General features: G+C 59.6%; 34 protein-coding genes. 32 read left to right on the top strand and 2 right to left on the bottom strand.

All coding sequences use genetic code 11. From position 1 onward, the window contains the following. A partial coding sequence (locus tag EYW45_RS10885) for an EF-Tu C-terminal domain-related protein (protein WP_202444523.1) occupies positions 1–202 on the top strand: 202 nt, incomplete at its 5' end. 65 nt (positions 203–267) lie between these two features. Beyond that, the gene (gene rpsJ / locus EYW45_RS10890; protein WP_003806903.1) at positions 268–579 is read left to right on the top strand and encodes a 30S ribosomal protein S10; all 312 of its coding nucleotides are present in this window, start codon (positions 268–270) and stop codon (positions 577–579) included. A 127-nt stretch (positions 580–706) separates the two neighbouring features. Here the strand turns inward: rpsJ and EYW45_RS10895 are convergent, their stop codons facing one another. Then, on the bottom strand, positions 707–2,923 hold the full coding sequence (locus tag EYW45_RS10895) for a TonB-dependent siderophore receptor (protein ID WP_161135442.1): 2,217 nt from the start codon (positions 2,921–2,923) through the stop codon (positions 707–709). Positions 2,924–3,091: 168 nt separating this feature from the next. On the opposite strand from EYW45_RS10895, the gene EYW45_RS10900 reads away from it, so the two are divergent. The 11 genes from EYW45_RS10900 (at position 3,092) to rpsQ (ending at position 9,095) form a co-directional block, all read left to right on the top strand. Then, positions 3,092–4,066 (top strand): helix-turn-helix transcriptional regulator, encoded by a 975-nt coding sequence (locus EYW45_RS10900; protein ID WP_161135443.1) that lies wholly within the window; start codon positions 3,092–3,094, stop codon positions 4,064–4,066. Positions 4,067–4,312: 246 nt separating this feature from the next. Further along, positions 4,313–5,002, top strand: a complete 690-nt coding sequence (gene rplC, locus EYW45_RS10905) for a 50S ribosomal protein L3 (protein ID WP_161135444.1) — start codon at positions 4,313–4,315, stop codon at positions 5,000–5,002. A 3-nt stretch (positions 5,003–5,005) separates the two neighbouring features. Next, entirely contained in the window at positions 5,006–5,626 is a 621-nt protein-coding gene (gene rplD, locus EYW45_RS10910; protein ID WP_161135445.1) for a 50S ribosomal protein L4, read from the top strand. After that, entirely contained in the window at positions 5,623–5,919 is a 297-nt protein-coding gene (rplW, locus tag EYW45_RS10915) for a 50S ribosomal protein L23 (RefSeq protein ID WP_161135446.1), read from the top strand. The genes rplD and rplW overlap by 4 nt, the downstream gene beginning before the upstream one ends. Continuing rightward, the gene (gene rplB / locus EYW45_RS10920) at positions 5,920–6,747 is read left to right on the top strand and encodes a 50S ribosomal protein L2 (RefSeq protein WP_161135447.1); all 828 of its coding nucleotides are present in this window, start codon (positions 5,920–5,922) and stop codon (positions 6,745–6,747) included. Positions 6,748–6,759: 12 nt separating this feature from the next. Beyond that, positions 6,760–7,035 (top strand): 30S ribosomal protein S19, encoded by a 276-nt coding sequence (gene rpsS, locus EYW45_RS10925; protein ID WP_161135448.1) that lies wholly within the window; start codon positions 6,760–6,762, stop codon positions 7,033–7,035. Between the two features lie 3 nt (positions 7,036–7,038). Further along, entirely contained in the window at positions 7,039–7,368 is a 330-nt protein-coding gene (gene rplV / locus EYW45_RS10930; RefSeq protein ID WP_161135449.1) for a 50S ribosomal protein L22, read from the top strand. Positions 7,369–7,377: 9 nt separating this feature from the next. Continuing rightward, the gene (gene rpsC, locus EYW45_RS10935) at positions 7,378–8,187 is read left to right on the top strand and encodes a 30S ribosomal protein S3 (RefSeq protein WP_161135450.1); all 810 of its coding nucleotides are present in this window, start codon (positions 7,378–7,380) and stop codon (positions 8,185–8,187) included. Positions 8,188–8,189: 2 nt separating this feature from the next. After that, positions 8,190–8,606: a 50S ribosomal protein L16 gene (rplP, locus tag EYW45_RS10940; protein WP_161135451.1), complete on the top strand. Its 417-nt coding sequence runs from the start codon at positions 8,190–8,192 to the stop codon at positions 8,604–8,606. Between the two features lie 10 nt (positions 8,607–8,616). Further along, positions 8,617–8,808, top strand: coding sequence for a 50S ribosomal protein L29 (rpmC, locus tag EYW45_RS10945; protein ID WP_161135452.1), 192 nt, complete (start codon positions 8,617–8,619; stop codon positions 8,806–8,808). Between the two features lie 2 nt (positions 8,809–8,810). Beyond that, complete coding sequence (gene rpsQ, locus EYW45_RS10950) at positions 8,811–9,095, top strand: 30S ribosomal protein S17 (protein ID WP_161135453.1); 285 nt, start codon at positions 8,811–8,813, stop codon at positions 9,093–9,095. Positions 9,096–9,205: 110 nt separating this feature from the next. Here the strand turns inward: rpsQ and EYW45_RS10955 are convergent, their stop codons facing one another. Then, entirely contained in the window at positions 9,206–10,633 is a 1,428-nt protein-coding gene (locus tag EYW45_RS10955) for an NAD-dependent succinate-semialdehyde dehydrogenase (protein ID WP_161135454.1), read from the bottom strand. 416 nt (positions 10,634–11,049) lie between these two features. Between EYW45_RS10955 and rplN the strand changes: the two genes are divergently transcribed. The 19 genes from rplN to cutA all read left to right on the top strand — a co-directional run bounded on the left by rplN (position 11,050) and on the right by cutA (position 20,624). Beyond that, positions 11,050–11,418: a 50S ribosomal protein L14 gene (gene rplN / locus EYW45_RS10960; protein ID WP_161135455.1), complete on the top strand. Its 369-nt coding sequence runs from the start codon at positions 11,050–11,052 to the stop codon at positions 11,416–11,418. 10 nt (positions 11,419–11,428) lie between these two features. Further along, entirely contained in the window at positions 11,429–11,749 is a 321-nt protein-coding gene (gene rplX, locus EYW45_RS10965) for a 50S ribosomal protein L24 (protein ID WP_161135456.1), read from the top strand. A 12-nt stretch (positions 11,750–11,761) separates the two neighbouring features. Beyond that, positions 11,762–12,301, top strand: coding sequence for a 50S ribosomal protein L5 (rplE, locus tag EYW45_RS10970; protein ID WP_161135457.1), 540 nt, complete (start codon positions 11,762–11,764; stop codon positions 12,299–12,301). 11 nt (positions 12,302–12,312) lie between these two features. Beyond that, complete coding sequence (gene rpsN / locus EYW45_RS10975; RefSeq protein ID WP_161135458.1) at positions 12,313–12,618, top strand: 30S ribosomal protein S14; 306 nt, start codon at positions 12,313–12,315, stop codon at positions 12,616–12,618. 10 nt (positions 12,619–12,628) lie between these two features. Beyond that, positions 12,629–13,024, top strand: a complete 396-nt coding sequence (gene rpsH / locus EYW45_RS10980) for a 30S ribosomal protein S8 (protein ID WP_161135459.1) — start codon at positions 12,629–12,631, stop codon at positions 13,022–13,024. A 12-nt stretch (positions 13,025–13,036) separates the two neighbouring features. Next, positions 13,037–13,570 carry a 50S ribosomal protein L6 gene (rplF, locus tag EYW45_RS10985; protein WP_161135460.1) on the top strand — a complete coding sequence of 178 codons (534 nt, stop codon included), beginning with the start codon at positions 13,037–13,039 and terminating at the stop codon, positions 13,568–13,570. Between the two features lie 21 nt (positions 13,571–13,591). Beyond that, entirely contained in the window at positions 13,592–13,957 is a 366-nt protein-coding gene (gene rplR, locus EYW45_RS10990; RefSeq protein ID WP_161135461.1) for a 50S ribosomal protein L18, read from the top strand. A 15-nt stretch (positions 13,958–13,972) separates the two neighbouring features. Next, complete coding sequence (gene rpsE / locus EYW45_RS10995; protein WP_161135462.1) at positions 13,973–14,491, top strand: 30S ribosomal protein S5; 519 nt, start codon at positions 13,973–13,975, stop codon at positions 14,489–14,491. A 3-nt stretch (positions 14,492–14,494) separates the two neighbouring features. Beyond that, complete coding sequence (gene rpmD, locus EYW45_RS11000; RefSeq protein ID WP_161135463.1) at positions 14,495–14,680, top strand: 50S ribosomal protein L30; 186 nt, start codon at positions 14,495–14,497, stop codon at positions 14,678–14,680. Positions 14,681–14,689: 9 nt separating this feature from the next. Then, positions 14,690–15,130 carry a 50S ribosomal protein L15 gene (gene rplO / locus EYW45_RS11005; RefSeq protein WP_161135464.1) on the top strand — a complete coding sequence of 147 codons (441 nt, stop codon included), beginning with the start codon at positions 14,690–14,692 and terminating at the stop codon, positions 15,128–15,130. 15 nt (positions 15,131–15,145) lie between these two features. Further along, on the top strand, positions 15,146–16,471 hold the full coding sequence (gene secY, locus EYW45_RS11010; RefSeq protein ID WP_161135465.1) for a preprotein translocase subunit SecY: 1,326 nt from the start codon (positions 15,146–15,148) through the stop codon (positions 16,469–16,471). A gap of 9 nt (positions 16,472–16,480) precedes the next feature. Continuing rightward, positions 16,481–16,699: a translation initiation factor IF-1 gene (infA, locus tag EYW45_RS11015; protein WP_161135466.1), complete on the top strand. Its 219-nt coding sequence runs from the start codon at positions 16,481–16,483 to the stop codon at positions 16,697–16,699. A gap of 32 nt (positions 16,700–16,731) precedes the next feature. Further along, complete coding sequence (gene rpmJ / locus EYW45_RS11020; RefSeq protein WP_003806928.1) at positions 16,732–16,845, top strand: 50S ribosomal protein L36; 114 nt, start codon at positions 16,732–16,734, stop codon at positions 16,843–16,845. Positions 16,846–16,902: 57 nt separating this feature from the next. Then, positions 16,903–17,268 (top strand): 30S ribosomal protein S13, encoded by a 366-nt coding sequence (gene rpsM, locus EYW45_RS11025; protein WP_161135467.1) that lies wholly within the window; start codon positions 16,903–16,905, stop codon positions 17,266–17,268. Between the two features lie 15 nt (positions 17,269–17,283). After that, positions 17,284–17,685: a 30S ribosomal protein S11 gene (gene rpsK / locus EYW45_RS11030; protein ID WP_161135468.1), complete on the top strand. Its 402-nt coding sequence runs from the start codon at positions 17,284–17,286 to the stop codon at positions 17,683–17,685. A gap of 11 nt (positions 17,686–17,696) precedes the next feature. After that, positions 17,697–18,323: a 30S ribosomal protein S4 gene (rpsD, locus tag EYW45_RS11035; RefSeq protein WP_161135469.1), complete on the top strand. Its 627-nt coding sequence runs from the start codon at positions 17,697–17,699 to the stop codon at positions 18,321–18,323. A gap of 191 nt (positions 18,324–18,514) precedes the next feature. Next, positions 18,515–19,501, top strand: coding sequence for a DNA-directed RNA polymerase subunit alpha (locus tag EYW45_RS11040; RefSeq protein ID WP_161135470.1), 987 nt, complete (start codon positions 18,515–18,517; stop codon positions 19,499–19,501). 164 nt (positions 19,502–19,665) lie between these two features. Beyond that, entirely contained in the window at positions 19,666–20,061 is a 396-nt protein-coding gene (gene rplQ / locus EYW45_RS11045; protein WP_161135471.1) for a 50S ribosomal protein L17, read from the top strand. Between the two features lie 206 nt (positions 20,062–20,267). Then, a complete protein-coding gene (cutA, locus tag EYW45_RS11050) occupies positions 20,268–20,624 on the top strand; it encodes a divalent-cation tolerance protein CutA (protein WP_161136204.1) in 357 nt (118 codons plus the stop codon). The last annotated feature ends 1 nt before the right edge of the window (position 20,625 follow it).

The following is a 20,625-nucleotide window of genomic DNA, read 5'->3' on the forward strand; positions in this document are numbered from 1 at the left end:
TCCCCAGTTCTACTTCCGCACGACGGACGTGACGGGCACGATCGAACTGCCGAAGGACAAGGAAATGGTTCTGCCGGGCGACAACGTGTCGATCACGGTCAAGCTGTTGGCTCCGATCGCCATGGAAGACGGTCTGCGCTTCGCCATTCGTGAAGGCGGTCGTACCGTCGGCGCCGGCGTCGTGGCGACCATCATCGCCTAAATCTGCATCATCCCGGAGAGCCGCGGCGCGTGCGGCGGCTTCTCCTTCGTTCTTTAGGAAACGTCATGAAAAACCAGAAGATCCGCATCCGCTTGAAGGCTTTTGACTACAAGCTGATCGATCAGTCGGCAGCTGAAATCGTCGATACCGCCAAGCGCACCGGCGCCGTGGTTCGTGGTCCCGTACCGCTGCCCACGCGCATCCGTCGCTACGACGTTCTGCGTTCGCCGCACGTCAACAAGACGTCGCGCGACCAGTTCGAAATCCGTACGCACCAGCGCTTGATGGACATCGTCGATCCTACGGACAAGACCGTTGACGCGTTGATGCGTCTGGACTTGCCCGCCGGCGTTGACGTCGAAATCGCCCTGCAGTAATCCAGGCGGCTTCGAACCCATAAAAACGCCCACGAGCAATCGTGGGCGTTTTTGTTTGGGGTGCCTGCGTACGGGGCTCAAGCCCGACCGCCTGAATGCCGGCCGGCATCCAGGCGGCCGGTTCGCGCTACCAGCGATAGCGTACGGTGGCCATCATGGTGCGCTCGCTCCCCCAGTAGCAGCCGATCGCGCTCAGGCAACTCGCCACGTAGCGGCGATCGAACAGGTTCGACACGTTGAACGCCGCGCTTGCGCCGCGCAGGCTATCCGAGAGGCGGCCCAGATCGTAATCGAGTGCCGCGTCCACCAGCGTCACCGGCTTCATGGCAAAGCGATTGTTCAGGTCGCCGTAGTTGCTGCCGCGATAGGTCGCGCCAACCCCTGCGCCCAAGCCGGCCAACGGGCCGCTTTGCAAGGCGTAGTGCGTCCAGAGCGCGGCCTGGTGGCGTGGCACGAACGCAAGTTGATTGCCCACTTGTCCTGCGCTGTCCGTGGCGTTCGTCTTGGTGATCTCGCTGTCGGTGAACGCGTACGAGGCGATCACACTCCATGCTTTCGAGAGCTGCGCCTTGCCTTCAAGCTCGAGGCCGCGCACCCGCACGCGTCCGGTCTGCACCGTGAAGTTCGTGCTCACCGGATCGGGCGCGCTCACGTTGTTCTGAACGATCTCGAAGCCTGAGAAACTGACGAAGCTTGCCTGTCCTTCAGGCTGATACTTGATGCCGGCTTCGATCTGTTCCCCGGTGGTGGGCTTGAGTGCCGCGCCGGTGCGGGTGGTGCCCGCCGTCGGTTGGAACGACGTCGAATAACTGACATAGGGCGCCAAGCCATTGTCATAGAGATAAGTGGCGCCCACCCGGCCAGTCAATCGGTTGTCGCGTATCTTGTTGTCGTCGTTCGCGCCGGCCGCTCGCCACGTATTCGTGTCGGTATCGGCCCAATCCTGGCGGGCGCCCAGCGTCAGACGCAGCCGGCCCAGGTCGATCTGGTCCTGAAGATAAACACCCAGCTGGTCGCGCGACTGGTTGATGCGCAAACCGTCGGGTGGCACCTGAATGTTCAGGTTGCCGTATACCGGGCGATACACGTCGAACAATGCGAAGCCCGTACCAGCCGGATTGCGCAGGATGTTCAACTGGCTCTCCGTGAATCGCGACGTCTCGTGCAGATAGTCGGTGCCCACGAGCACGGTGTGCTTCGAGCCGCCCAGGTCGAAGCGCGCGGTGGCCTGGTTGTCGATCTGAAAGGTGCGCGCATCTTCGGGGAAGGCCCACGCGTAACGTACGGCCTGTGTGGGTGTGGCCATCTGACCGATCTGCACGCGGCGCGAATCGGTATCCACATGCGTGTAACGCGCGGTCTGCTTTACGCTCCAGGTATCGTTGAAGCGATGGTCGACGGTATAGCCGAACATCGTCGTTTCGTTCTTGAAGCGATCGTAATCCGGGTCGCCCACGAAGCGATCGCGCGGGATGTAGCCTGCGGCTGTGGGGATCATGGTGCCCGCGTAGGGCAGCACAGGCCCGCCGCCGCCGCCTTTTGAATCGATCTTCTGATACTGCGCTGAGATATTGATGCTGGTGTTGGCCGATGGCTGCCACGTGAAGCTCGGCGCGATGAAGGCGCGGTCGTCGTCCACATGTTGGAATTGCGTGTTGCCCGTCCGTCCGACGCCCGTGAGCCGATAGAGAAACTTGCCTTCTTCGTCGGCCGGGCCCGAGAAATCGAAGCCCGTCTGCACCTGATCGAACGACCCATAGCTCGCGAAGACCTCATTGGTGCGATCCGCTGTGGGCCGCTTGCTGGTCATGTTGACCAACCCGCCCGGTGTGGTCTGCCCAAAAAGGCCCGACGAAGGACCTTTCAGGATCTCGACCCGTTCCAGACCATACGTCTCGATGCGAGGTTGGGAATAGCCGCGTGCGCCAAAGGGCAGCAGCAGGCCATCGAGGTAACGTGCCGGACGAAAGCCTCGCACGGTAAGCCAGTCATAGCGCACGTCGTTGTCGCCGTACTGCGCGATCACGCCCGGCGTATAGCGCACCGCTTGCACGAGCGACGTCGCGCCTCGCTGATCCATTTCATTGCGGGTGATCACGTTGATCGTTTGGGGCGTCTCGATCAGTGCGCTATCGGTTTTGGAACCTGAACGCGAGCGTGTGGCGGCAAACATATCGCCGGCTGTGTCGCCGCCGGCCGTGATGTCGCCGCGCACCACAATCGGCGCCAACTGCATGGTGCTGCCGGCTGCGGCTTGGGCGGCGGCATCGAGCGGAAATAAAACGGGCAGGGCGCACGCCAGGGCGAGCGCTGCGGCGAGTGGGGCGGGAGCAAACGGCGCCACGGTAAACCTCGTCTAGGGTGGGGTAAATGAACGATAATCATTATCGTGGCCGATCATCCCAGACACATCCTGTCGCGGCTTGCGGAATTCCGCCCGAAATTGTCGAATTACCGGTTTTGCAACGCCCGATGCTTCGGGGAAGGAAGTGCCCAGATGCCGCAGCCGATCATGCACGACGCTTCCTCGCGCTATGGGTCGCCGAGACGCGCCCACGAATGGTGGCGCGACACGCTGCCCACCGTGCCTGTCACCCGCGACTGGAATGCGGTGATCGCCTGCCTGGAGCAGGTCGATCGCGGCGTGAGTCTCGCGGTGCTCGACGGCACGCCGCGCAACGCCGTGCACTTGCCTGCGCCGGGCGCAGCCGTGTTCGGGATCCAGGTTTGGCTGACGGCCGGCGCCGAGGTACAGGTCGACCGGGCAAGCGTCTGCTTGCCGGTCGCCGGCGACGTGTTGCTCTTCAATTACGCCGCAGGCACCGCCAGCCGCACGCGCATTCCGGGTGGCCGTCCGGTAAGCCTGGTCGATATTCGTTTCAGTGAATCGGCGCTTGCCAGGCACGGCGCGCAGGCCCTGTGTGAGATGCTGCGCGATCGATGCGCTGCCTCACTTAGCCGCCCGGACAACGGCGCATTCGTGGCGTGCATGCCGGCGCCGCCAGCGTTGATGGCCCTGGCGCGAACGATGGCGGCCTGTCCTCAGAACAGCCAACTGGCGCGCCGCCTGTGGTGGCAAGCGCGCGCACTCGAAACGCTGTCGGTGACGGCTGAGCTGCTCAACGGCGCTGCACCGCAGGCGGTCATGGGCGACGCCCATCAGGCGGCCCTGCGGGCAGAGCGCGTGCTGTTGCAGCGCTTCAGCGAGGACTGGACCGCCGAACGATTGGCCCGCATGTTGCATATGAGCGAGAAGCGTCTTCAGCATGCCTTTCGCGAGATCGTGGGCATGACCGTGAGTGCGCGCCTGCGCGCCATCCGGCTCGATGCGGCAGCCACGATGCTGGCCGACGGGCGCCGCGTCACGGACGTGGCAGCCGATGTGGGTTATGCAAGCTTGAGCCACTTCAGCCAGAGCTTCCGTGCGCAGTTCGGCCGCTCACCGCAGCAATGGCGCGGCACCGATTCGGGTGTGCCTGCAGCCTAGCTGTGTCGCCGCCGCAACACACTTGGGTGCGCTAAGTGTTTGTATTGCCAAGATATTGCTGCTATAGTTTTAGGCTTGCCATTTTTGGCAGGGTTGCGCATAGCTATCGGGCACCATGCACCATTTGGAGCAGGCTGATTCGGAAGCGCGTTATGCGTCGTTCTGCAGGCATTTAACCCAAGACGAAAACCATTACTTTCGTCTGAAATTAGCCCCGACCAATCGCAGTCGGGAATGGAGAAAACGATGTCGAATCCGACACCCACGCCTGCCGCCCATCGGCTGGGTCTGGTGGGTCGCAAGGTCGGCATGACCCGCATTTTTACCGAGGATGGTGAATCCATTCCGGTTACCGTGCTGGACGTGTCCAACAACCGTGTGACTCAAGTCAAGTCCCCTGAAACCGACGGCTATGCTGCGGTTCAAGTGGCCTACGGCACCCGTCGCGCCTCGCGTGTAGTGAAGCCGCAAACCGGCCACTATGCCAAGGCTGGCGTTGAAGCCGGTAGCATCCTCAAAGAATTCCGCCTCGATCCCACCCGCGCCGCCGAATTTTCGGCTGGTAGCGTGATTGCCGTGGAAAGCGTGTTCGAAGCCGGCCAACAGGTCGACGTCACGGGCACCACCATCGGTAAGGGCTTCGCCGGTACCATCAAACGCCACCACTTCGGTTCGCAACGCGCGTCGCACGGTAACAGCCGTTCGCACCGTGTGCCGGGCTCGATCGGTCAAGCGCAAGATCCCGGTCGCGTGTTCCCCGGTAAGCGCATGTCCGGTCACCTCGGTGACGCGACCCGCACCGTGCAAAACCTCGACGTGGTTCGCGTCGATGTCGAGCGCGGTCTGCTGATGGTCAAAGGCGCGGTCCCGGGTCATGCCGGCGCCGATATCATTGTGCGTCCGGCCGTCAAAATGACGGCCAAGAAGGGAGCATAAGCCATGGATCTGAAGCTCCTGAATGCTCAAGGTCAATCCGACGCTACGTTCAGCGCGCCCGACACCGTGTTCGGCCGTGACTACAACGAAGCCCTGATTCACCAAATCGTCGTGGCCTACCAGGCCAACGCGCGCAGCGGCAACCGTGCACAGAAAGACCGTGCGGAAGTCAAGCACTCCACGAAGAAGCCGTGGCGTCAAAAGGGTACGGGCCGCGCTCGTGCCGGTATGACGTCCTCGCCGATCTGGCGTGGGGGTGGTCGCACGTTCCCGAACTCGCCCGACGAGAATTTCAGCCAGAAGGTCAACAAGAAGATGTACCGCGCCGGGATCCGTTCGATCTTGTCGCAGCTGGCCCGTGAAGGCCGCATCTCCGTCGTTGAAACGTTCTCGCTCGATACGCCCAAGACCAAAGACGCCGCCGTCAAGCTGCGTGACATGGGTCTGGAATCGGTGTTGATCATCACCGATGCGGTCGACGAAAACGTCTACCTGGCTACCCGCAACCTGCCGCACGTCGCTGTGGTTGAAACGCGTTACGCCGATCCGCTGTCGCTGATCCACTACAAGAAAGTGGTTATCACCAAGTCGGCCATCGCTCAATTCGAGGAGATGCTGGGATGAATGCAGAACGTTTGTTGCAAGTCATTCTGGCTCCGATCGTGACCGAAAAGGCCACGTTCGTCGCCGAAAAGTACCAGCAAGTCGCTTTCCGCGTCGTGGACACCGCGACCAAGCCGGAAATCAAGGCTGCCGTCGAACTGCTGTTCAAAGTGCAGGTCGAGTCCGTGCAGGTCCTCAACCGCAAAGGCAAAGTCAAGCGCTTTGGCCGATTCATGGGTAAGCGCCGCAGTGAGCGCAAGGCCTATGTGTCGCTCAAGGAAGGCCAGGAAATCGACTTTGCGGAGGTGATGTAAATGGCCCTCGTAAAAGTTAAACCGACCTCGGCCGGCCGCCGCAGCATGGTTAAGGTGGTAAGCCCTAACCTGCACAAGGGTGAGCCGTTCGCTCCGTTGCTCGAAAAGCAAATTCGTGGTTCTGGCCGTAACAACAACGGTCACATCACGGTTCGCCACCGTGGCGGCGGTCACAAGCAGCACTACCGCGTCATCGATTTCCGTCGCAACAAGGACGGTATCCCGGCGAAGGTAGAGCGTCTTGAATACGACCCCAACCGCACCGCGCACATTGCACTCCTGTGCTACGCGGACGGCGAACGTCGCTACATCATCGCTCCTCGTGGTCTGGAAGTCGGCGTTACGCTGCTTTCGGGCGTCGAAGCCCCGATCCGCGCCGGCAACACGTTGCCGATCCGCAATATCCCGGTTGGCTCGACGATCCATTGCATCGAAATGCTCCCGGGCAAGGGTGCTCAGATGGCCCGTTCGGCTGGTGCTTCCGCTGTGCTGCTGGCGCGTGAGGGCGTTTACGCTCAAGTGCGTCTGCGCTCCGGCGAAGTCCGTCGCGTGCACATCGAATGCCGTGCCACGATCGGTGAAGTCGGCAATGAAGAACACAGCCTGCGCCAAATCGGCAAGGCCGGTGCAATGCGTTGGCGCGGTGTCCGCCCGACGGTTCGTGGCGTTGCCATGAACCCGGTCGATCACCCGCACGGTGGTGGCGAAGGCCGCACCGGTGAAGCACGCGAGCCGGTCAGCCCTTGGGGTACTCCGTCGAAGGGTTTCAAGACTCGACGCAACAAGCGGACGAACAATATGATCGTCCAACGGCGCAAGCGCAAGTAAGGGGCGAACATCATGTCACGTTCGATCAAGAAAGGCCCGTTTGTCGACGCGCATCTGATCAAGAAGGTCGATGCAGCCGTCGTGGGCAAAGACAAGAAGCCGATCAAGACCTGGTCGCGCCGGTCCACCATCCTGCCCGATTTCATCGGGCTGACTATCGCTGTGCACAACGGCCGTCAGCACGTTCCCGTTTATATCAACGAGAACATGGTCGGTCACAAGCTCGGCGAATTCGCGCTGACCCGTACGTTCAAGGGTCACGCCGCGGACAAGAAGTCGAAGAGGTAAGCGATGGAAACTCAAGCCATTATCCGTGGGGTGCACATCTCTGCGCAAAAGACCCGACTCGTTGCGGATTTGATCCGTGGTAAGTCGGTTGCGCAAGCACTGAACATCCTCACCTTTTCCCCCAAGAAGGCGGCCGTCATCCTGAAGAAGGCTGTCGAATCCGCTATCGCCAACGCCGAGCACAACGACGGCGCCGATATCGATGAGCTGAAGGTCACCACGATCTATGTGGACAAGGCTCAATCGATGAAGCGCTTCTCGGCGCGCGCCAAGGGCCGCGGTAACCGTATCGAGAAGCAGACTTGCCACATTGTGGTCAAAGTCGGCGCGTAAGGAGCAACGATGGGTCAGAAAATTCACCCGATTGGGTTCCGTCTCGCGGTATCCCGTAACTGGTCGTCCAAGTGGTTTGCGGACGACAAGGCCTTCCCCGGCATGTTGGCGCAAGACATCCGTGTTCGCGAGTATCTGAAGAAGAAGCTCAAGAGCGCGTCGGTCGGCCGCGTGATCATCGAGCGTCCCGCCAAGAACGCCCGCATCACCATTTACTCGGCTCGTCCGGGCGTGGTGATCGGCAAGCGTGGCGAAGACATCGAGAACCTGAAGAGCGATCTGCAGCGTTTGATGGGCGTGCCCGTGCACGTCAACATCGAGGAAATCCGCAAGCCGGAAACCGACGCTCAACTGATTGCCGATTCGATCTCGCAACAGCTCGAAAAGCGCATCATGTTCCGTCGTGCGATGAAACGCGCGATGCAAAACGCGATGCGTCTGGGTGCCCAAGGCATCAAGATCATGAGCGCCGGTCGTCTGAACGGTATCGAAATCGCTCGCACCGAGTGGTATCGCGAAGGCCGTGTGCCGTTGCACACCCTGCGCGCCAATATCGACTACGGTACGTCCGAAGCCCACACCACGTATGGTGTGATCGGTATCAAGGTCTGGGTCTACAAGGGCGACATGCTCCCGAACGGCGAAATGCCGCCGGAAGTGGTTACTCCCCGTGAAGATGACCGCCGTCCCCGCCGCGCTCCGCGCGGTGACCGTCCGGAAGGCGCTCGCGCCGGCCGTCCGGGTGCGGGTCCTGGTGGTCGTGGACGCGGTCCGCGCAAGGCTGATGGCGCTGCGACGCCGACGCCCGAAGGAGAATAAAGATGCTGCAACCGTCACGCAGAAAATATCGTAAAGAGCAAAAAGGCCGTAACACCGGTCTGGCTACTCGCGGAACGGACGTTTCGTTCGGCGATTTCGGCTTGAAGTCGACCGATCGCGGTCGTCTGACGGCGCGCCAGATCGAAGCCGCTCGTCGTGCCATTAACCGTCACATGAAGCGTCAAGGTAAAACCTGGATTCGTATTTTCCCGGATAAGCCTATTTCGCAAAAACCTGCCGAAGTCCGGATGGGTAACGGTAAGGGCAACCCCGAGTATTGGGTCGCTGAAATTCAACCGGGCAAAGTGCTGTATGAGCTGGGTGGTGTAAGCGAAGAAATCGCGCGTGAAGCCTTCCGCTTGGCCGCTGCAAAGCTGCCGCTCCGGACCACGTTCGTCGCGCGTCATATCGGTGCTTAAGGAGTACTAAATGAAAGCCAGCGAACTCCGTTCGAAAGACGCCGCCGAGCTCGGCAAAGAGCTCGAAAGTCTGTTGCGTGCGCAATTTGGTCTGCGTATGCAGCGGGCCACTCAACAGCTTGCCAACCACAGCCAGCTTGGCAAAGTGCGCCGCGACATCGCGCGCGTACGCACCTTGCTGACCGAGAAGGCAGGGAAATAATCATGAGTGAAACTCAAGAAGTCGCAGTCCCCAAGAAGAACCAGCGTACGCTGGTCGGCAAAATCGTCAGCAACAAGATGGATAAAACCGTCGTGGTGCAGGTCGAAAGCCGAGTGAAGCATCCGATCTACGGTAAGGTCATCACGCGCCGCAATAAGTACAAGGCGCATGACGAAACGAACCAGTACAACGAAGGCGACACTGTCGAAATCGCTGAAGGCCGTCCTATCTCCCGTTCGAAGTCGTGGAGTGTGGTGCGCTTGATCGAGGCTGTACGCGTCATCTAAGTCGGGCTTGCCGGTAGCGCTGAAGCGCTATTGGCAACACGAAAAAAAAGGGCTGGGAGAATCGCTTCTCCCGGCCCTTTTTCTATGCGGCGCGATAGCCGCTATTCAGATCAGATGTGCGTGATGAACTTGGTCACCAGGTAGCCGTCGAAGGTCTCGGTGCCGCCTTCGCTGCCGATGCCGCTATCCTTGATGCCGCCGAACGGCGTTTCTGCCAGTGCGCTGCCGAAGTGGTTGATGTTGACCATGCCCGCTTCCAGGCCGTTGGACACTTTCGTGGCGGTCTGCAGCGAGTTGGTGAACACGTACGACGACAACCCGAACGGCAGGCTGTTGGCACGCTTCAATACTTCTTCGGTGTCCTTGAATCGTACGATCGGCGCGATCGGGCCGAACGGCTCTTCCGTCATCAACATCGAATCTTCCGGCAGATCGGTCACGATCGTCGGGGCAAAGAAGTAACCCGGTCCGGCGATGGGCTCGCCGCCCGTCACGATCTTGCCGCCGCGCTTCTTGGCGTCTTCCACGAATTTGCTCATCGCGGGCACCCGGCGTTGGTGCGCGAGCGGTCCCATCTCGATGCCGTCTTCCAGGCCGTTGCCCACCTTCACGCCCTTCGTGACTTCAGTGAACTTGGCGAGGAACTCTTCATACGCCTTCTCTTGCACATAGAAGCGCGTGGGCGACACGCACACCTGGCCGGCATTGCGCAGTTTGAACTTGGCGAGCATCTTGGCCGCGCGATCGATATCGGCGTCGTCGAATACCAGCACAGGCGAGTGACCGCCCAATTCCATCGTGGCGCGTTTCATGTGCTGGCCGGCGAGCGCTGCCAATTGCTTGCCGACGGGTACCGAGCCGGTAAACGAGATCTTGCGCACGATCGGCGAGCGGATCAGGTAATCCGAGATGACCGGGGGATCGCCCCACACCACGTTCAGCACGCCTTTCGGCAGGCCGGCCTCGTGAAACATGCGCGCGATGGCCATCACGGCGCTGGGCGAATCTTCGGGGCCTTTCAGGATCACGGTGCAACCGGCGCCGATGGCGGCGGCCACCTTCCGAATCGCCTGGTTGTACGGAAAGTTCCAGGGCGTGAACGCGGCGCAGACACCGATCGGTTCGCGCACGACGATCTGACGCACGTCCGGATTGCGGGGCGTGATCACGCGGCCGTAGATGCGACGGCACTCTTCGGCATGCCAATCGGCGTGCTCGGAGCACGACACCACCTCACCAACGGCCTCGGCCAAGGGCTTGCCCTGGTCGAGCGTCATGTTGCGGCCGATGTCCTTGGCCTGGTCGCGCGAGAGCTGTCCCACCTTGCGCAACACGGCGGCGCGATCCATCGGCGACGACACTTTCCAGGATTGAAACGCACGTTCGGCAGCGGCCAATGCACGATCCAGATCCTTCTGCGTTGCGTGTGGCAACTGGCCGAGCACATCACCCGTTGCCGGGTTCACAACGTCTTGCGTCTTGCGGCCTTCGCCGGAAACGAATTCTCCATCGATATAAAGCGCCAATGTTTCGTACATGCGACAACCTTTAGAAAGCGGTGAAAGGGAAATAGCGGGTGATGCGTATCGGGGCAGAGCCTGAGGGCAGGGACCAGCGCGTCATGCCGGCGCCGTCGGGATGCAGCCGTACAGTCTAACGAAAAAACAACGCACTAGTGAGCCCGCCGACATAAGTGCTTGCGTCAGTTTCGGTACCGCGTTATGATCAACGGCTTTCCCGCATTCCCAATTGCGCGGTCGTAGATCACAAGCGAGAGGCACCGAGTGCTTCGCGCCAGGTCCAAGCCAGCAAGAAGAGTGTGGGAGGAAACACCCGCAGGATTTCAACCCAGGGTCGGCTTCACTAGCTAGCCTTACGGGACCAAAACTGGCGGGAGAGGCGTGATTCCGGGTTCGGGATGCGTTTCTCCGGTTAAGTTGGAATAGGAAAAATCATGATCCAAATGCAGACCACGCTGGACGTGGCCGACAACACTGGTGCGCGTCATGTGATGTGCATCAAGGTGCTCGGCGGTTCCAAGCGCCGTTATGCCGGTATCGGCGACATCATCAAGGTGACGGTCAAAGACGCCGCGCCCCGCGGACGCGTCAAGAAAGGCGAAATTTATAACGCTGTGGTGGTTCGTACCGCCAAGGGCGTGCGCCGGAAAGACGGTTCGCTTATCAAGTTCGGTGGCAACGCCGCTGTTTTGCTCAATGCCAAGCTGGAGCCCATCGGCACCCGCATCTTCGGACCCGTTACGCGCGAATTGCGTACCGAAAAGTTCATGAAGATCGTGTCGTTGGCCCCGGAAGTGCTGTAAGGAGCCTTCGATGAACAATATCCGTAAAGGCGACGAAGTCATCGTCCTGACCGGCCGCGATAAAACGCGCCGTGGCGTCGTCTTGGCTTGCCTGGACGCCGACCATGTACTGGTCGAAGGCATCAATACCGTCAAGAAGCACACGAAGCCTAACCCGATGGCCAACAATCCTGGTGGCATCATCGAGAAGACCATGCCGATCCACATCTCGAATGTGGCGCTCTTCAACCCCGCGACCGGCAAAGCCGACCGCGTTGGCGTGAAAGAAGTCGATGGCCGCAAGGTGCGTGTGTTTCGTTCCAACGGTGCCGAAGTCGGCGCCAAGGCGTAAGGGGCGAACAACATGGCTCGTTTGCAAGAAATCTACCGCGACAAAATCTCCGGCGAACTTACGACCCAGTTTGGTTATAAGAGCGCCATGGAAGTGCCGCGCATCCTGAAGATCACCCTCAACATGGGTGTCTCGGAAGCGGTCTCCGACAAGAAAGTCATCGAACACGCTGTGTCGGATCTGACGAAGATCGCCGGCCAACGTCCCGTGATCACGAAGACGCGTAAAGCTATCGCCGGCTTCAAGATCCGTGAAGACTATCCGATCGGTTGCATGGTCACGTTGCGTGGTCGCCGCATGTACGAATTCCTGGACCGTCTGGTCGCTGTCGCGCTGCCGCGCGTTCGCGACTTCCGCGGTATCTCGGGTCGTGCGTTCGACGGCCGTGGCAACTACAACATCGGGGTGAAAGAGCAGATCATTTTCCCCGAGATCGAATACGACAAAATCGACGTGATTCGTGGGATGAACATCAGCATCACCACTACCGCGAAGACTGACGAAGAAGCCAAGGCGCTGTTGACGGCCTTCAGCTTCCCGTTCCGCAACTAAGGGGCGATGACGTGGCAAAACTTTCACTGATCAATCGCGACATCAAGCGTACCAAGCTGGTCGAGAAATACGCACCGAAGCGCGCAGCGCTGAAGGCGATCGTCGACGACCAATCCAAGACCGACGAAGAGCGTTACCAGGCTCGGCTGAAGATTCAGCAATTGCCCCGCAACGCGAACCCGACTCGCCAACGTAACCGTTGCGCGGTGACCGGTCGTCCCCGCGGCGTGTACAGCAAGTTCGGTCTGACGCGTCACAAACTGCGTGAAATGGCGATGCGCGGAGAAATCCCGGGTATCACCAAGGCCAGCTGGTAGGAGAACGAATATGAGCATGAGCGATCCGATCGCCGATATGCTGACGCGCATCCGCAATGCGCAGCAGGTTGACAAAGTCACGGTTAGCATGCCCTCCTCGAAGCTGAAGGCAGCCATCGCTGCCGTGCTGAAAGACGAGGGTTATATCGACAGTTTCGAAGTGAAGGGTTCGCAAGCGAAGCCTGAGCTCGAAATTACCCTGAAGTATTACGCCGGCCGTCCGGTTATCGAGCGCATCGACCGCGTCTCGCGCCCCGGCTTGCGTGTGTACAAGGGCCGTAGCAACATTCCTCAAGTCATGAACGGCTTGGGCGTGGCTATCGTCTCGACCTCGCGCGGCGTCATGACCGACCGCAAAGCACGCGCCGACGGCGTGGGCGGCGAAGTTTTGTGCTACGTGGCCTAAGGAGAGATTCTAATGTCACGTATCGCTAAATATCCGGTCGAACTGCCGAAGGGTGTCGAAGCCCAAATCGCGCAGGACCAAATCACAGTCAAGGGCCCGTTGGGCACCTTGAACCAGTCGCTGAACGGTTTCGTCGACATCAAGCAGGACGGCACGTCGTTGTCGTTCAAAGCTGCCGACGATTCGCGCGAAGCCAAAGCCATGTCGGGTACCGTGCGCGCGCTTGTCGCCAACATGGTCACCGGCGTAAGCAAGGGTTTCGAGCGCAAGCTGAACCTGGTCGGCGTGGGTTACCGCGCTCAGATCCAAGGCGACGCGGTTAAATTGCAACTGGGTTTCTCCCACGACGTGCTTCATAAGTTGCCCGCTGGTGTCAAGGCCGAGTGCCCGACCCAGACCGAGATCGTTATCAAGGGCTCGAACAAGCAAGTCGTCGGTCAAGTGGCTGCCGAGATCCGTGCATATCGCGAACCTGAACCCTACAAGGGCAAAGGCGTGCGGTATTCGGATGAGCGCGTGGTCATCAAAGAGACCAAGAAGAAATAACCGCTCAGGCAAGGACGAATCATGGACAAGAAAATTTCCCGTTTGCGTCGTGCGGTACCGACTCGCCGGAAGATCACCGAGCTGCGCGTACATCGCCTCTCGATCTTCCGCTCGAACCAGCACATCTACGCAAACATCATTGCGCCGGAAGGCGATCGCGTGCTCGTCAGCGCTTCGACGTTGGAAGCGGAAGTGCGTCAGCAGTTGGCCGACAAGACGGGTCGTGGCGGCAATGCCGCTGCCGCCAGCTTGGTGGGCAAGCGCGTCGCCGAGAAGGCCAAGGCTGCCGGTATCGAACTGGTTGCCTTCGACCGCTCGGGCTTTCGTTACCATGGCCGCGTGAAAGCGCTGGCCGATGCCGCGCGTGAAGCCGGCCTGAAGTTCTAAGCGAGGAGTTGTCAAATGGCTAAGATGCAAGGCAGGAATGCCCCGGAGCAACCCGATGACGGCCTTCGCGAAAAAATGATCGCGGTCAACCGCGTGAGCAAAGTCGTCAAGGGTGGTCGCACCATGAGCTTTGCCGCGCTGACCGTGGTAGGCGATGGCGATGGCCGTATCGGCATGGGTAAGGGCAAGGCCCGCGAAGTACCCGTGGCAGTACAGAAGGCAATGGAACAGGCCCGCAACGGTCTGTTCAAGGTTGCCCTCAAGAACGGCACGCTGCATCACACGGTGGTGGGTAAGCACGGTGCATCCACCGTTCTGATCTCGCCCGCAGCTGAAGGTACTGGCGTTATCGCCGGCGGCCCGATGCGCGCGATTTTCGAAGTGATGGGTGTGCGTAACGTGGTTGCCAAGAGCCTGGGCTCGAGCAACCCCTACAACATGGTGCGTGCGACGCTTAACGGCCTGCGCGCGTCCCTGACTCCGGCTGATGTGGCTGCCAAGCGCGGCAAATCGGTCGAAGAAATCCTGGGGTAAATCATGGCTCAGAAGCAGATTAAGGTTACGCTCGTGCGTTCGACCATCGGCACCAAGCAAGCTCACCGCGACACCGTTCGTGGTCTGGGTCTGCGTCGTGTCAATAGCTCGAAAGTGCTGATCGATACGCCCGAAGTGCGTGGAATGATCAACAAGGTTGATTATCTCGTCGCCGTTTCGGACGCCTAAGGAATTACGATGTCGGAAATTCAACTTAACAAGATCGCGCCGGCTGTTGGTGCGAAGCATGCTAAGCGCCGTGTCGGCCGTGGTATCGGTTCGGGTCTGGGTAAAACCGCCGGCCGTGGTCACAAGGGTCAGAAATCGCGTTCGGGCGGCTTCCACAAAGTTGGCTTCGAAGGCGGTCAAATGCCGCTGCAGCGTCGTTTGCCCAAGCGTGGTTTCACCCCGCTGGGTCAACACCTGTACGCCGAAGTCCGCTTGTCGGACCTGCAATCCCTGCCCATCGACGAGATCGACGTGCAAGCGCTCAAGCAAGCCAACATCGTTGGTCAGCAAGTTCGCTACGCCAAAGTGATCAAGTCGGGTGAACTGTCGCGCAAGGTCGTGCTCAAAGGCATTACCGCAACCGCGGGCGCCAAGGCAGCGATCGAAGCCGCTGGCGGCTCGCTCGACTGATCAGTGAGGTGATAGGTGGCTAACGCACAGGCACTGGGTAAGACAGGTCCGCGTTACGGCGATTTGAAACGCCGTTTCGTGTTCTTGATCCTCGCCTTGGTCGTGTACCGTCTGGGTACGCATATCCCCGTTCCGGGCATCAATCCGGACGCGCTGGCGGAGCTTTTCCGTCAGAACGAGGGCGGTATTCTGGGCCTGTTCAACATGTTCTCGGGTGGCGCACTGTCGCGCTTTTCGATTTTCGCCCTCGGGATCATGCCGTATATCTCGGCCTCCATCATCATGCAGTTGATGTCGGTGGTGGTGCCGTCTCTGGAAGCACTCAAGAAAGAGGGTGAGGCCGGCAGACGCAAGATCACGCAATACACGCGCTACGGCACGGTATTGCTGGCCTTGGTGCAGGCCGTCGGGATTTCGGTAGCGTTGGAATCGCAGCCTGGCCTGGTCATCGACCCGGGCCTGCTGTTCCGATTCACCACGATCGTGACCTTGGTCACCGGCACCATGTTCGTCATGTGGCTGGGTGAACAGATCACTGAGCGGGGTCTCGGCAACGGTATTTCGATTCTGATTTTCGCCGGTATCGTGGCGGGCTTGCCCTCTGCCCTGGCGGGACTTCTGGATCTGGTGCGCACCAATGCGATGTCGCCGGTATCGGCCTTGTTCATCGTCGCCCTCGTCGTGCTCGTGACCGCTTTCGTCGTCTTCGTCGAACGTGGCCAGCGCAAGATTACGGTGAACTATGCCAAGCGTCAGGTCGGCAACAAGATCTACGGTGGTCAAAGCTCGCATTTGCCGCTCAAACTGAACATGGCTGGGGTGATTCCGCCGATCTTTGCATCGTCGATCATTCTGTTCCCTGCCACGATCACGAGCTGGTTCTCGAGCAGCGAAAACATGCGTTGGTTGGGTGATCTGGCGGCCGCTTTGGCGCCCCGTCAGCCGCTCTACATCACGCTGTATTCCGCAGCCATCATTTTCTTCTGCTTTTTCTATACCGCGCTGGTGTTCAACAGCCGGGAAACTGCAGATAACCTGAAGAAAAGCGGTGCCTTCATCCCCGGCATTCGTCCTGGTGAGCAAACGTCGCGCTATATCGACAAGATATTGATGCGTCTGACGCTGGCCGGTGCGTTGTACATCACGCTGGTGTGTTTGATGCCCGAGTTTCTGGTGATGCGCTGGAACGTGCCGTTCTATTTTGGCGGAACGTCCCTGCTGATCATTGTGGTGGTAACGATGGACTTCATGGCGCAGGTTCAGGCCTACATGATGTCCCACCAGTACGATTCGTTGCTCAAGAAGGCGAACTTCAAGGGCTCGAACATGCCGATGCGTTAAAGCGAAAAGATGGCAAAGGACGACGTCATTCAGATGCAGGGCGAGGTGGTAGAAAACCTCCCCAACGCGACATTCCGCGTCAAACTGGAAAATGGTCATATAGTGTTGGGCCATATTTCCGGCAAGATGCGCATGCACTACATCCGGATTCTGCCGGGTGACAAGGTCACAGTGGAACTCACCCCCTATGACCTGTCTCGCGCCAGAATCGTGTTCCGCTCGAAATAGCGGACCGATAACGGAATACTAGGAGTTCAACCATGAAAGTAATGGCTTCAGTCAAGCGGATCTGCCGCAACTGCAAAGTTATCAAGCGTCACGGCGTTGTGCGTGTTATCTGCACCGACCCGCGTCACAAGCAGCGTCAGGGCTAATTCGGATTTCCTCCGTTTGCCGACCACGCATAGAAGAATCATTTAAGGAACACAGTCATGGCCCGTATTGCCGGCATTAACATTCCGCCGCAACAACACGCCGAGATCGGTTTGACCGCTATTTTTGGTATCGGTCGAACGCGCGCCCGCAAGATTTGCGAAGCCGCTGGTGTACCTCTGACCAAGAAAGTCAAGGACCTCAACGACGCCGAGCTCGAGCGCATCCGTGAACACGTTGGCGTGTTTACCGTCGAAGGCGACCTCCGCCGCGAAGTGCAACTGTCGATCAAGCGTTTGATCGATCTGGGCACCTACCGCGGCATGCGTCACAAGCGTGGTCTGCCGCTTCGCGGCCAGCGCACGCGCACCAACGCGCGCACCCGTAAGGGTCCGCGTCGCGCTGCTGCGTCCCTGAAGAAATAATCGAGGAAATAGATTATGGCGAAAGCTTCGCAAAGCGGCGCATCGCGCGTACGCAAAAAGGTCAAGAAGAGCGTTTCGGACGGTATTGCTCACGTCCACGCCTCCTTCAACAACACCATCATCACCATCACGGATCGCCAAGGCAATGCTTTGTCGTGGGCGACTTCGGGTGGCGCGGGCTTTAAGGGTTCGCGTAAATCGACGCCGTTCGCGGCACAGGTCGCTGCCGAAACGGCTGGCCGTGTGGCTCTCGAGTACGGCATCAAGACGCTGGAAGTGCGCATCAAGGGCCCCGGTCCTGGTCGCGAATCTTCGGTGCGCGCGCTCAACGCGCTGGGCATCAAGATTTCTAGCATTGCAGACATCACGCCGGTTCCGCATAACGGCTGCCGTCCGCCTAAGCGTCGTCGTATCTAAGGGGAAGCCTCGTGGCACGTTATACTGGACCCAAATGCAAACTCTCGCGTCGCGAGGGTACCGATCTTTTCCTGAAGAGCGCCCGCCGTTCGCTGGATTCCAAGTGCAAGCTTGATTCCAAGCCCGGTCAGCACGGGCGCACTTCCGGTGCACGTACGTCAGACTACGGTCTGCAATTGCGCGAAAAGCAAAAGCTCAAGCGCATGTACGGTGTGTTGGAAAAGCAATTCCGCAAGTACTTCGCGGAAGCCGAACGCCGCCGTGGCAACACGGGCGAAACGTTGATTCAGCTGCTCGAATCGCGTCTCGACAACGTGGTGTATCGCATGGGCTTCGGCTCGACCCGCGCTGAAGCGCGTCAGCTCGTCAGCCACCGCGCTATCGAACTGAATGGTCACACCGCCGACATCCCGTCGATGCTGATCAAGGCTGGCGATCAAATCTCGATCCGCGACAAGTCGAAGGCGCAAGCGCGTATTCGTGAAGCGCTGGATCTGGCTTCGGGCATCGGTATCCCCCAGTGGGTGGATGTCGACACCAGCAAGATGGCCGGTACGTTCAAGCAAGTCCCCGACCGCGCTGACGTCGCTCGCGACATCAACGAGTCGATGGTTGTCGAACTGTACTCGCGCAACTAATAGACGCATCAACCAGGGCTTCGGCCTTGGTTGTCGCTTCTGCAGTACTGCCGCAACCAGCCCGTTTGCCGCGTTCAGCGTCAAGCGGGCTTTGCGGTATATATCGGGCAGTTCATTTCCACTGCCTTTTGTTTATCCCATCAGCCTTATCGGTGTAACGAGCCGAGGGTATTGAAAGAGGAAGTTCCTACATGTCCACCCAAGGTTTTCTGAAGCCGCGCTCCATTGAAGTCGAGCCGGTCGGCACGCATCACGCCAAGATCATCATGGAACCCTTCGAACGTGGCTATGGCCACACGCTGGGTAACGCTTTGCGCCGCATTCTGCTGTCGTCGATGACGGGCTATGCCCCGACGGAAGTGCAAATGACGGGCGTTGTACACGAATACTCGACCATCCCGGGCGTTCGCGAAGATGTCGTCGACGTCTTGCTGAACCTGAAGGGCGTGGTTTTCAAACTGCATAACCGCGACGATGTGACGCTGGTCCTGCGCAAGAACGGCGAAGGCGCCGTCCGCGCCAGTGATATCGAACTGCCGCACGACGTGGAAATCGTCAACCCGGATCACGTGCTGTGCAACCTGACGGAAGCCGGCAAGGTCGAAATCCAGATCAAGGTCGAGAAGGGCCGCGGCTACGTGCCGGGTAACGTTCGCGCGCTGACGGAAGACCGTACGCACACGATCGGCCGTATCGTGCTGGACGCGTCGTTCAGCCCCGTGCGCCGCGTGAGCTACTCGGTCGAAAGCGCTCGCGTCGAGCAACGTACCGATCTGGACAAGCTGGTGTTGGACATCGAAACCAACGGCGTGATTTCGCCCGAGGAAGCGGTGCGTCAATCGGCTCGTATCCTGATGGATCAGATTTCGGTGTTCGCTGCGCTTGAAGGCGCCGGCGATTCGTACGAAGCACCGGTTCGCGGCACGCCGCAGATCGATCCCGTGCTGCTGCGTCCGGTTGACGATCTGGAATTGACGGTGCGTTCGGCCAACTGCCTGAAGGCCGAAAACATCTACTACATCGGCGATCTGATTCAGCGCACCGAAAACGAACTGCTCAAGACCCCGAACCTGGGCCGCAAGTCGCTCAACGAAATCAAGGAAGTCCTGGCTGCACGTGGCCTGACCCTCGGTATGAAGTTGGAAAACTGGCCTCCCCTCGGTCTCGAGCGCCCGTAAGGCTTCACGCGGGCAGTTTTTGCAGTACCATCCCGATCCCGGAAGTGCAGTTAACCCCAACTGCGCTTTCGTTTTACCCACCGGACCGCGGCTGATTCACCTCAGTCGATAGAAGAACCGGAAACCTCGAGCGGCAACGCTCTCTTAGATTCAAAGGCACTATCATGCGTCACCGTAATGGTTTGCGTAAGCTCAACCGCACCAGCAGTCACCGTCTTGCCATGTTCCGCAACATGGCTGTTTCGCTCATCATGCACGAAGCAATCAAGACCACGCTGCCCAAGGCCAAGTCGCTGCGCAGCGTCGTAGAACCCCTCATCACGCTGGGTAAAGAGCCCACGCTCGCGAACAAGCGACTGGCTTTTGCCCGTCTGCGCGATCGCGATGCCGTGGTCAAGCTGTTTGCCGAGATCGGCCCGCGTTACGCTGCCCGCAACGGCGGCTACACCCGTGTGCTGAAGATGGGTTTCCGTCAAGGCGATAACGCTCCCATGGCATTCATGGAGTTGGTCGACCGTCCGGAAGTCGACGATGCAGAAGCTGACGGCGCCGCCGAGTAAATCGGCAGTGCGATAAGCGGCAAAAGCGAGTCTTCGGACTCGCTTTTGCTTTTTGGGCGTACCGTAAGTAACCTCATGGCCTACCTGGTTGAAGCAGGGAACGCGCGCCCGATCGAAACGTCATGACCCAAGCCGACGCGCCCGCTCGGTGCAGGCAGCGGAAGATGTGTCGTGCCTTTTAAGGATGGATGATGAGCACTGCCGCGATGTTGAATGACGACGATGTGTTGGTCGTTTTATCCAATGCGCCGGATATCATGCTGGCCAAACGCATGGCGCATATTCTGGTTGAAGACGGTTTGGCCGCGTGCGTGAACCTCGGGGCCCCATCGCTGTCAATCTATAGCTGGCAAGGTGAGATCGAAGGTGCGGAAGAGATTCCGTTGACGATCAAGACCACCGCAGGCCGCCAGCAGGCGGTTATCGAGGCGCTGTCGCATTTGCACCCCTATGAGGTGCCCGAGATCGTCGTGGTGCCTGCGATCGGCGGCAGTGCGGCGTATATCGATTGGGTGCGCCGGCAAACGACGCACCCCGGGCCGCAAGTGCCCGGGCAACATTGAG

The sequence above is a fragment of the Schauerella aestuarii genome, assembly GCF_009866805.1.
Classification (GTDB): Bacteria; Pseudomonadota; Gammaproteobacteria; order Burkholderiales; family Burkholderiaceae_B; genus Schauerella; species Schauerella aestuarii.

Excerpts from the sequence above, each read along its gene's own strand:
- rplR (WP_161135461.1), top strand. The coding sequence starts at position 13,592 with ATGGACAAGAAAATTTCCCGTTTGCGTCGTGCGGTACCGACTCGCCGG.
- rplB (WP_161135447.1), top strand. The coding sequence starts at position 5,920 with ATGGCCCTCGTAAAAGTTAAACCGACCTCGGCCGGCCGCCGCAGCATG.
- rplO (WP_161135464.1), top strand. The coding sequence starts at position 14,690 with ATGTCGGAAATTCAACTTAACAAGATCGCGCCGGCTGTTGGTGCGAAG.
- rplQ (WP_161135471.1), top strand. The coding sequence starts at position 19,666 with ATGCGTCACCGTAATGGTTTGCGTAAGCTCAACCGCACCAGCAGTCAC.
- rplC (WP_161135444.1), top strand. The coding sequence starts at position 4,313 with ATGTCGAATCCGACACCCACGCCTGCCGCCCATCGGCTGGGTCTGGTG.
- EYW45_RS10955 (WP_161135454.1), bottom strand. The coding sequence starts at position 10,633 with ATGTACGAAACATTGGCGCTTTATATCGATGGAGAATTCGTTTCCGGC.
- rpsS (WP_161135448.1), top strand. The coding sequence starts at position 6,760 with ATGTCACGTTCGATCAAGAAAGGCCCGTTTGTCGACGCGCATCTGATC.
- rplN (WP_161135455.1), top strand. The coding sequence starts at position 11,050 with ATGATCCAAATGCAGACCACGCTGGACGTGGCCGACAACACTGGTGCG.
- rpsJ (WP_003806903.1), top strand. The coding sequence starts at position 268 with ATGAAAAACCAGAAGATCCGCATCCGCTTGAAGGCTTTTGACTACAAG.
- rpmJ (WP_003806928.1), top strand. The coding sequence starts at position 16,732 with ATGAAAGTAATGGCTTCAGTCAAGCGGATCTGCCGCAACTGCAAAGTT.
- EYW45_RS11040 (WP_161135470.1), top strand. The coding sequence starts at position 18,515 with ATGTCCACCCAAGGTTTTCTGAAGCCGCGCTCCATTGAAGTCGAGCCG.
- rpsC (WP_161135450.1), top strand. The coding sequence starts at position 7,378 with ATGGGTCAGAAAATTCACCCGATTGGGTTCCGTCTCGCGGTATCCCGT.
- infA (WP_161135466.1), top strand. The coding sequence starts at position 16,481 with ATGGCAAAGGACGACGTCATTCAGATGCAGGGCGAGGTGGTAGAAAAC.
- rpsM (WP_161135467.1), top strand. The coding sequence starts at position 16,903 with ATGGCCCGTATTGCCGGCATTAACATTCCGCCGCAACAACACGCCGAG.
- rplF (WP_161135460.1), top strand. The coding sequence starts at position 13,037 with ATGTCACGTATCGCTAAATATCCGGTCGAACTGCCGAAGGGTGTCGAA.
- rplX (WP_161135456.1), top strand. The coding sequence starts at position 11,429 with ATGAACAATATCCGTAAAGGCGACGAAGTCATCGTCCTGACCGGCCGC.
- rpsE (WP_161135462.1), top strand. The coding sequence starts at position 13,973 with ATGGCTAAGATGCAAGGCAGGAATGCCCCGGAGCAACCCGATGACGGC.
- rplD (WP_161135445.1), top strand. The coding sequence starts at position 5,006 with ATGGATCTGAAGCTCCTGAATGCTCAAGGTCAATCCGACGCTACGTTC.
- rpmC (WP_161135452.1), top strand. The coding sequence starts at position 8,617 with ATGAAAGCCAGCGAACTCCGTTCGAAAGACGCCGCCGAGCTCGGCAAA.
- rpmD (WP_161135463.1), top strand. The coding sequence starts at position 14,495 with ATGGCTCAGAAGCAGATTAAGGTTACGCTCGTGCGTTCGACCATCGGC.
- cutA (WP_161136204.1), top strand. The coding sequence starts at position 20,268 with ATGTTGAATGACGACGATGTGTTGGTCGTTTTATCCAATGCGCCGGAT.
- EYW45_RS10900 (WP_161135443.1), top strand. The coding sequence starts at position 3,092 with ATGCACGACGCTTCCTCGCGCTATGGGTCGCCGAGACGCGCCCACGAA.
- rplE (WP_161135457.1), top strand. The coding sequence starts at position 11,762 with ATGGCTCGTTTGCAAGAAATCTACCGCGACAAAATCTCCGGCGAACTT.
- rpsH (WP_161135459.1), top strand. The coding sequence starts at position 12,629 with ATGAGCATGAGCGATCCGATCGCCGATATGCTGACGCGCATCCGCAAT.
- rplV (WP_161135449.1), top strand. The coding sequence starts at position 7,039 with ATGGAAACTCAAGCCATTATCCGTGGGGTGCACATCTCTGCGCAAAAG.
- rpsK (WP_161135468.1), top strand. The coding sequence starts at position 17,284 with ATGGCGAAAGCTTCGCAAAGCGGCGCATCGCGCGTACGCAAAAAGGTC.
- rpsQ (WP_161135453.1), top strand. The coding sequence starts at position 8,811 with ATGAGTGAAACTCAAGAAGTCGCAGTCCCCAAGAAGAACCAGCGTACG.
- rplP (WP_161135451.1), top strand. The coding sequence starts at position 8,190 with ATGCTGCAACCGTCACGCAGAAAATATCGTAAAGAGCAAAAAGGCCGT.
- rplW (WP_161135446.1), top strand. The coding sequence starts at position 5,623 with ATGAATGCAGAACGTTTGTTGCAAGTCATTCTGGCTCCGATCGTGACC.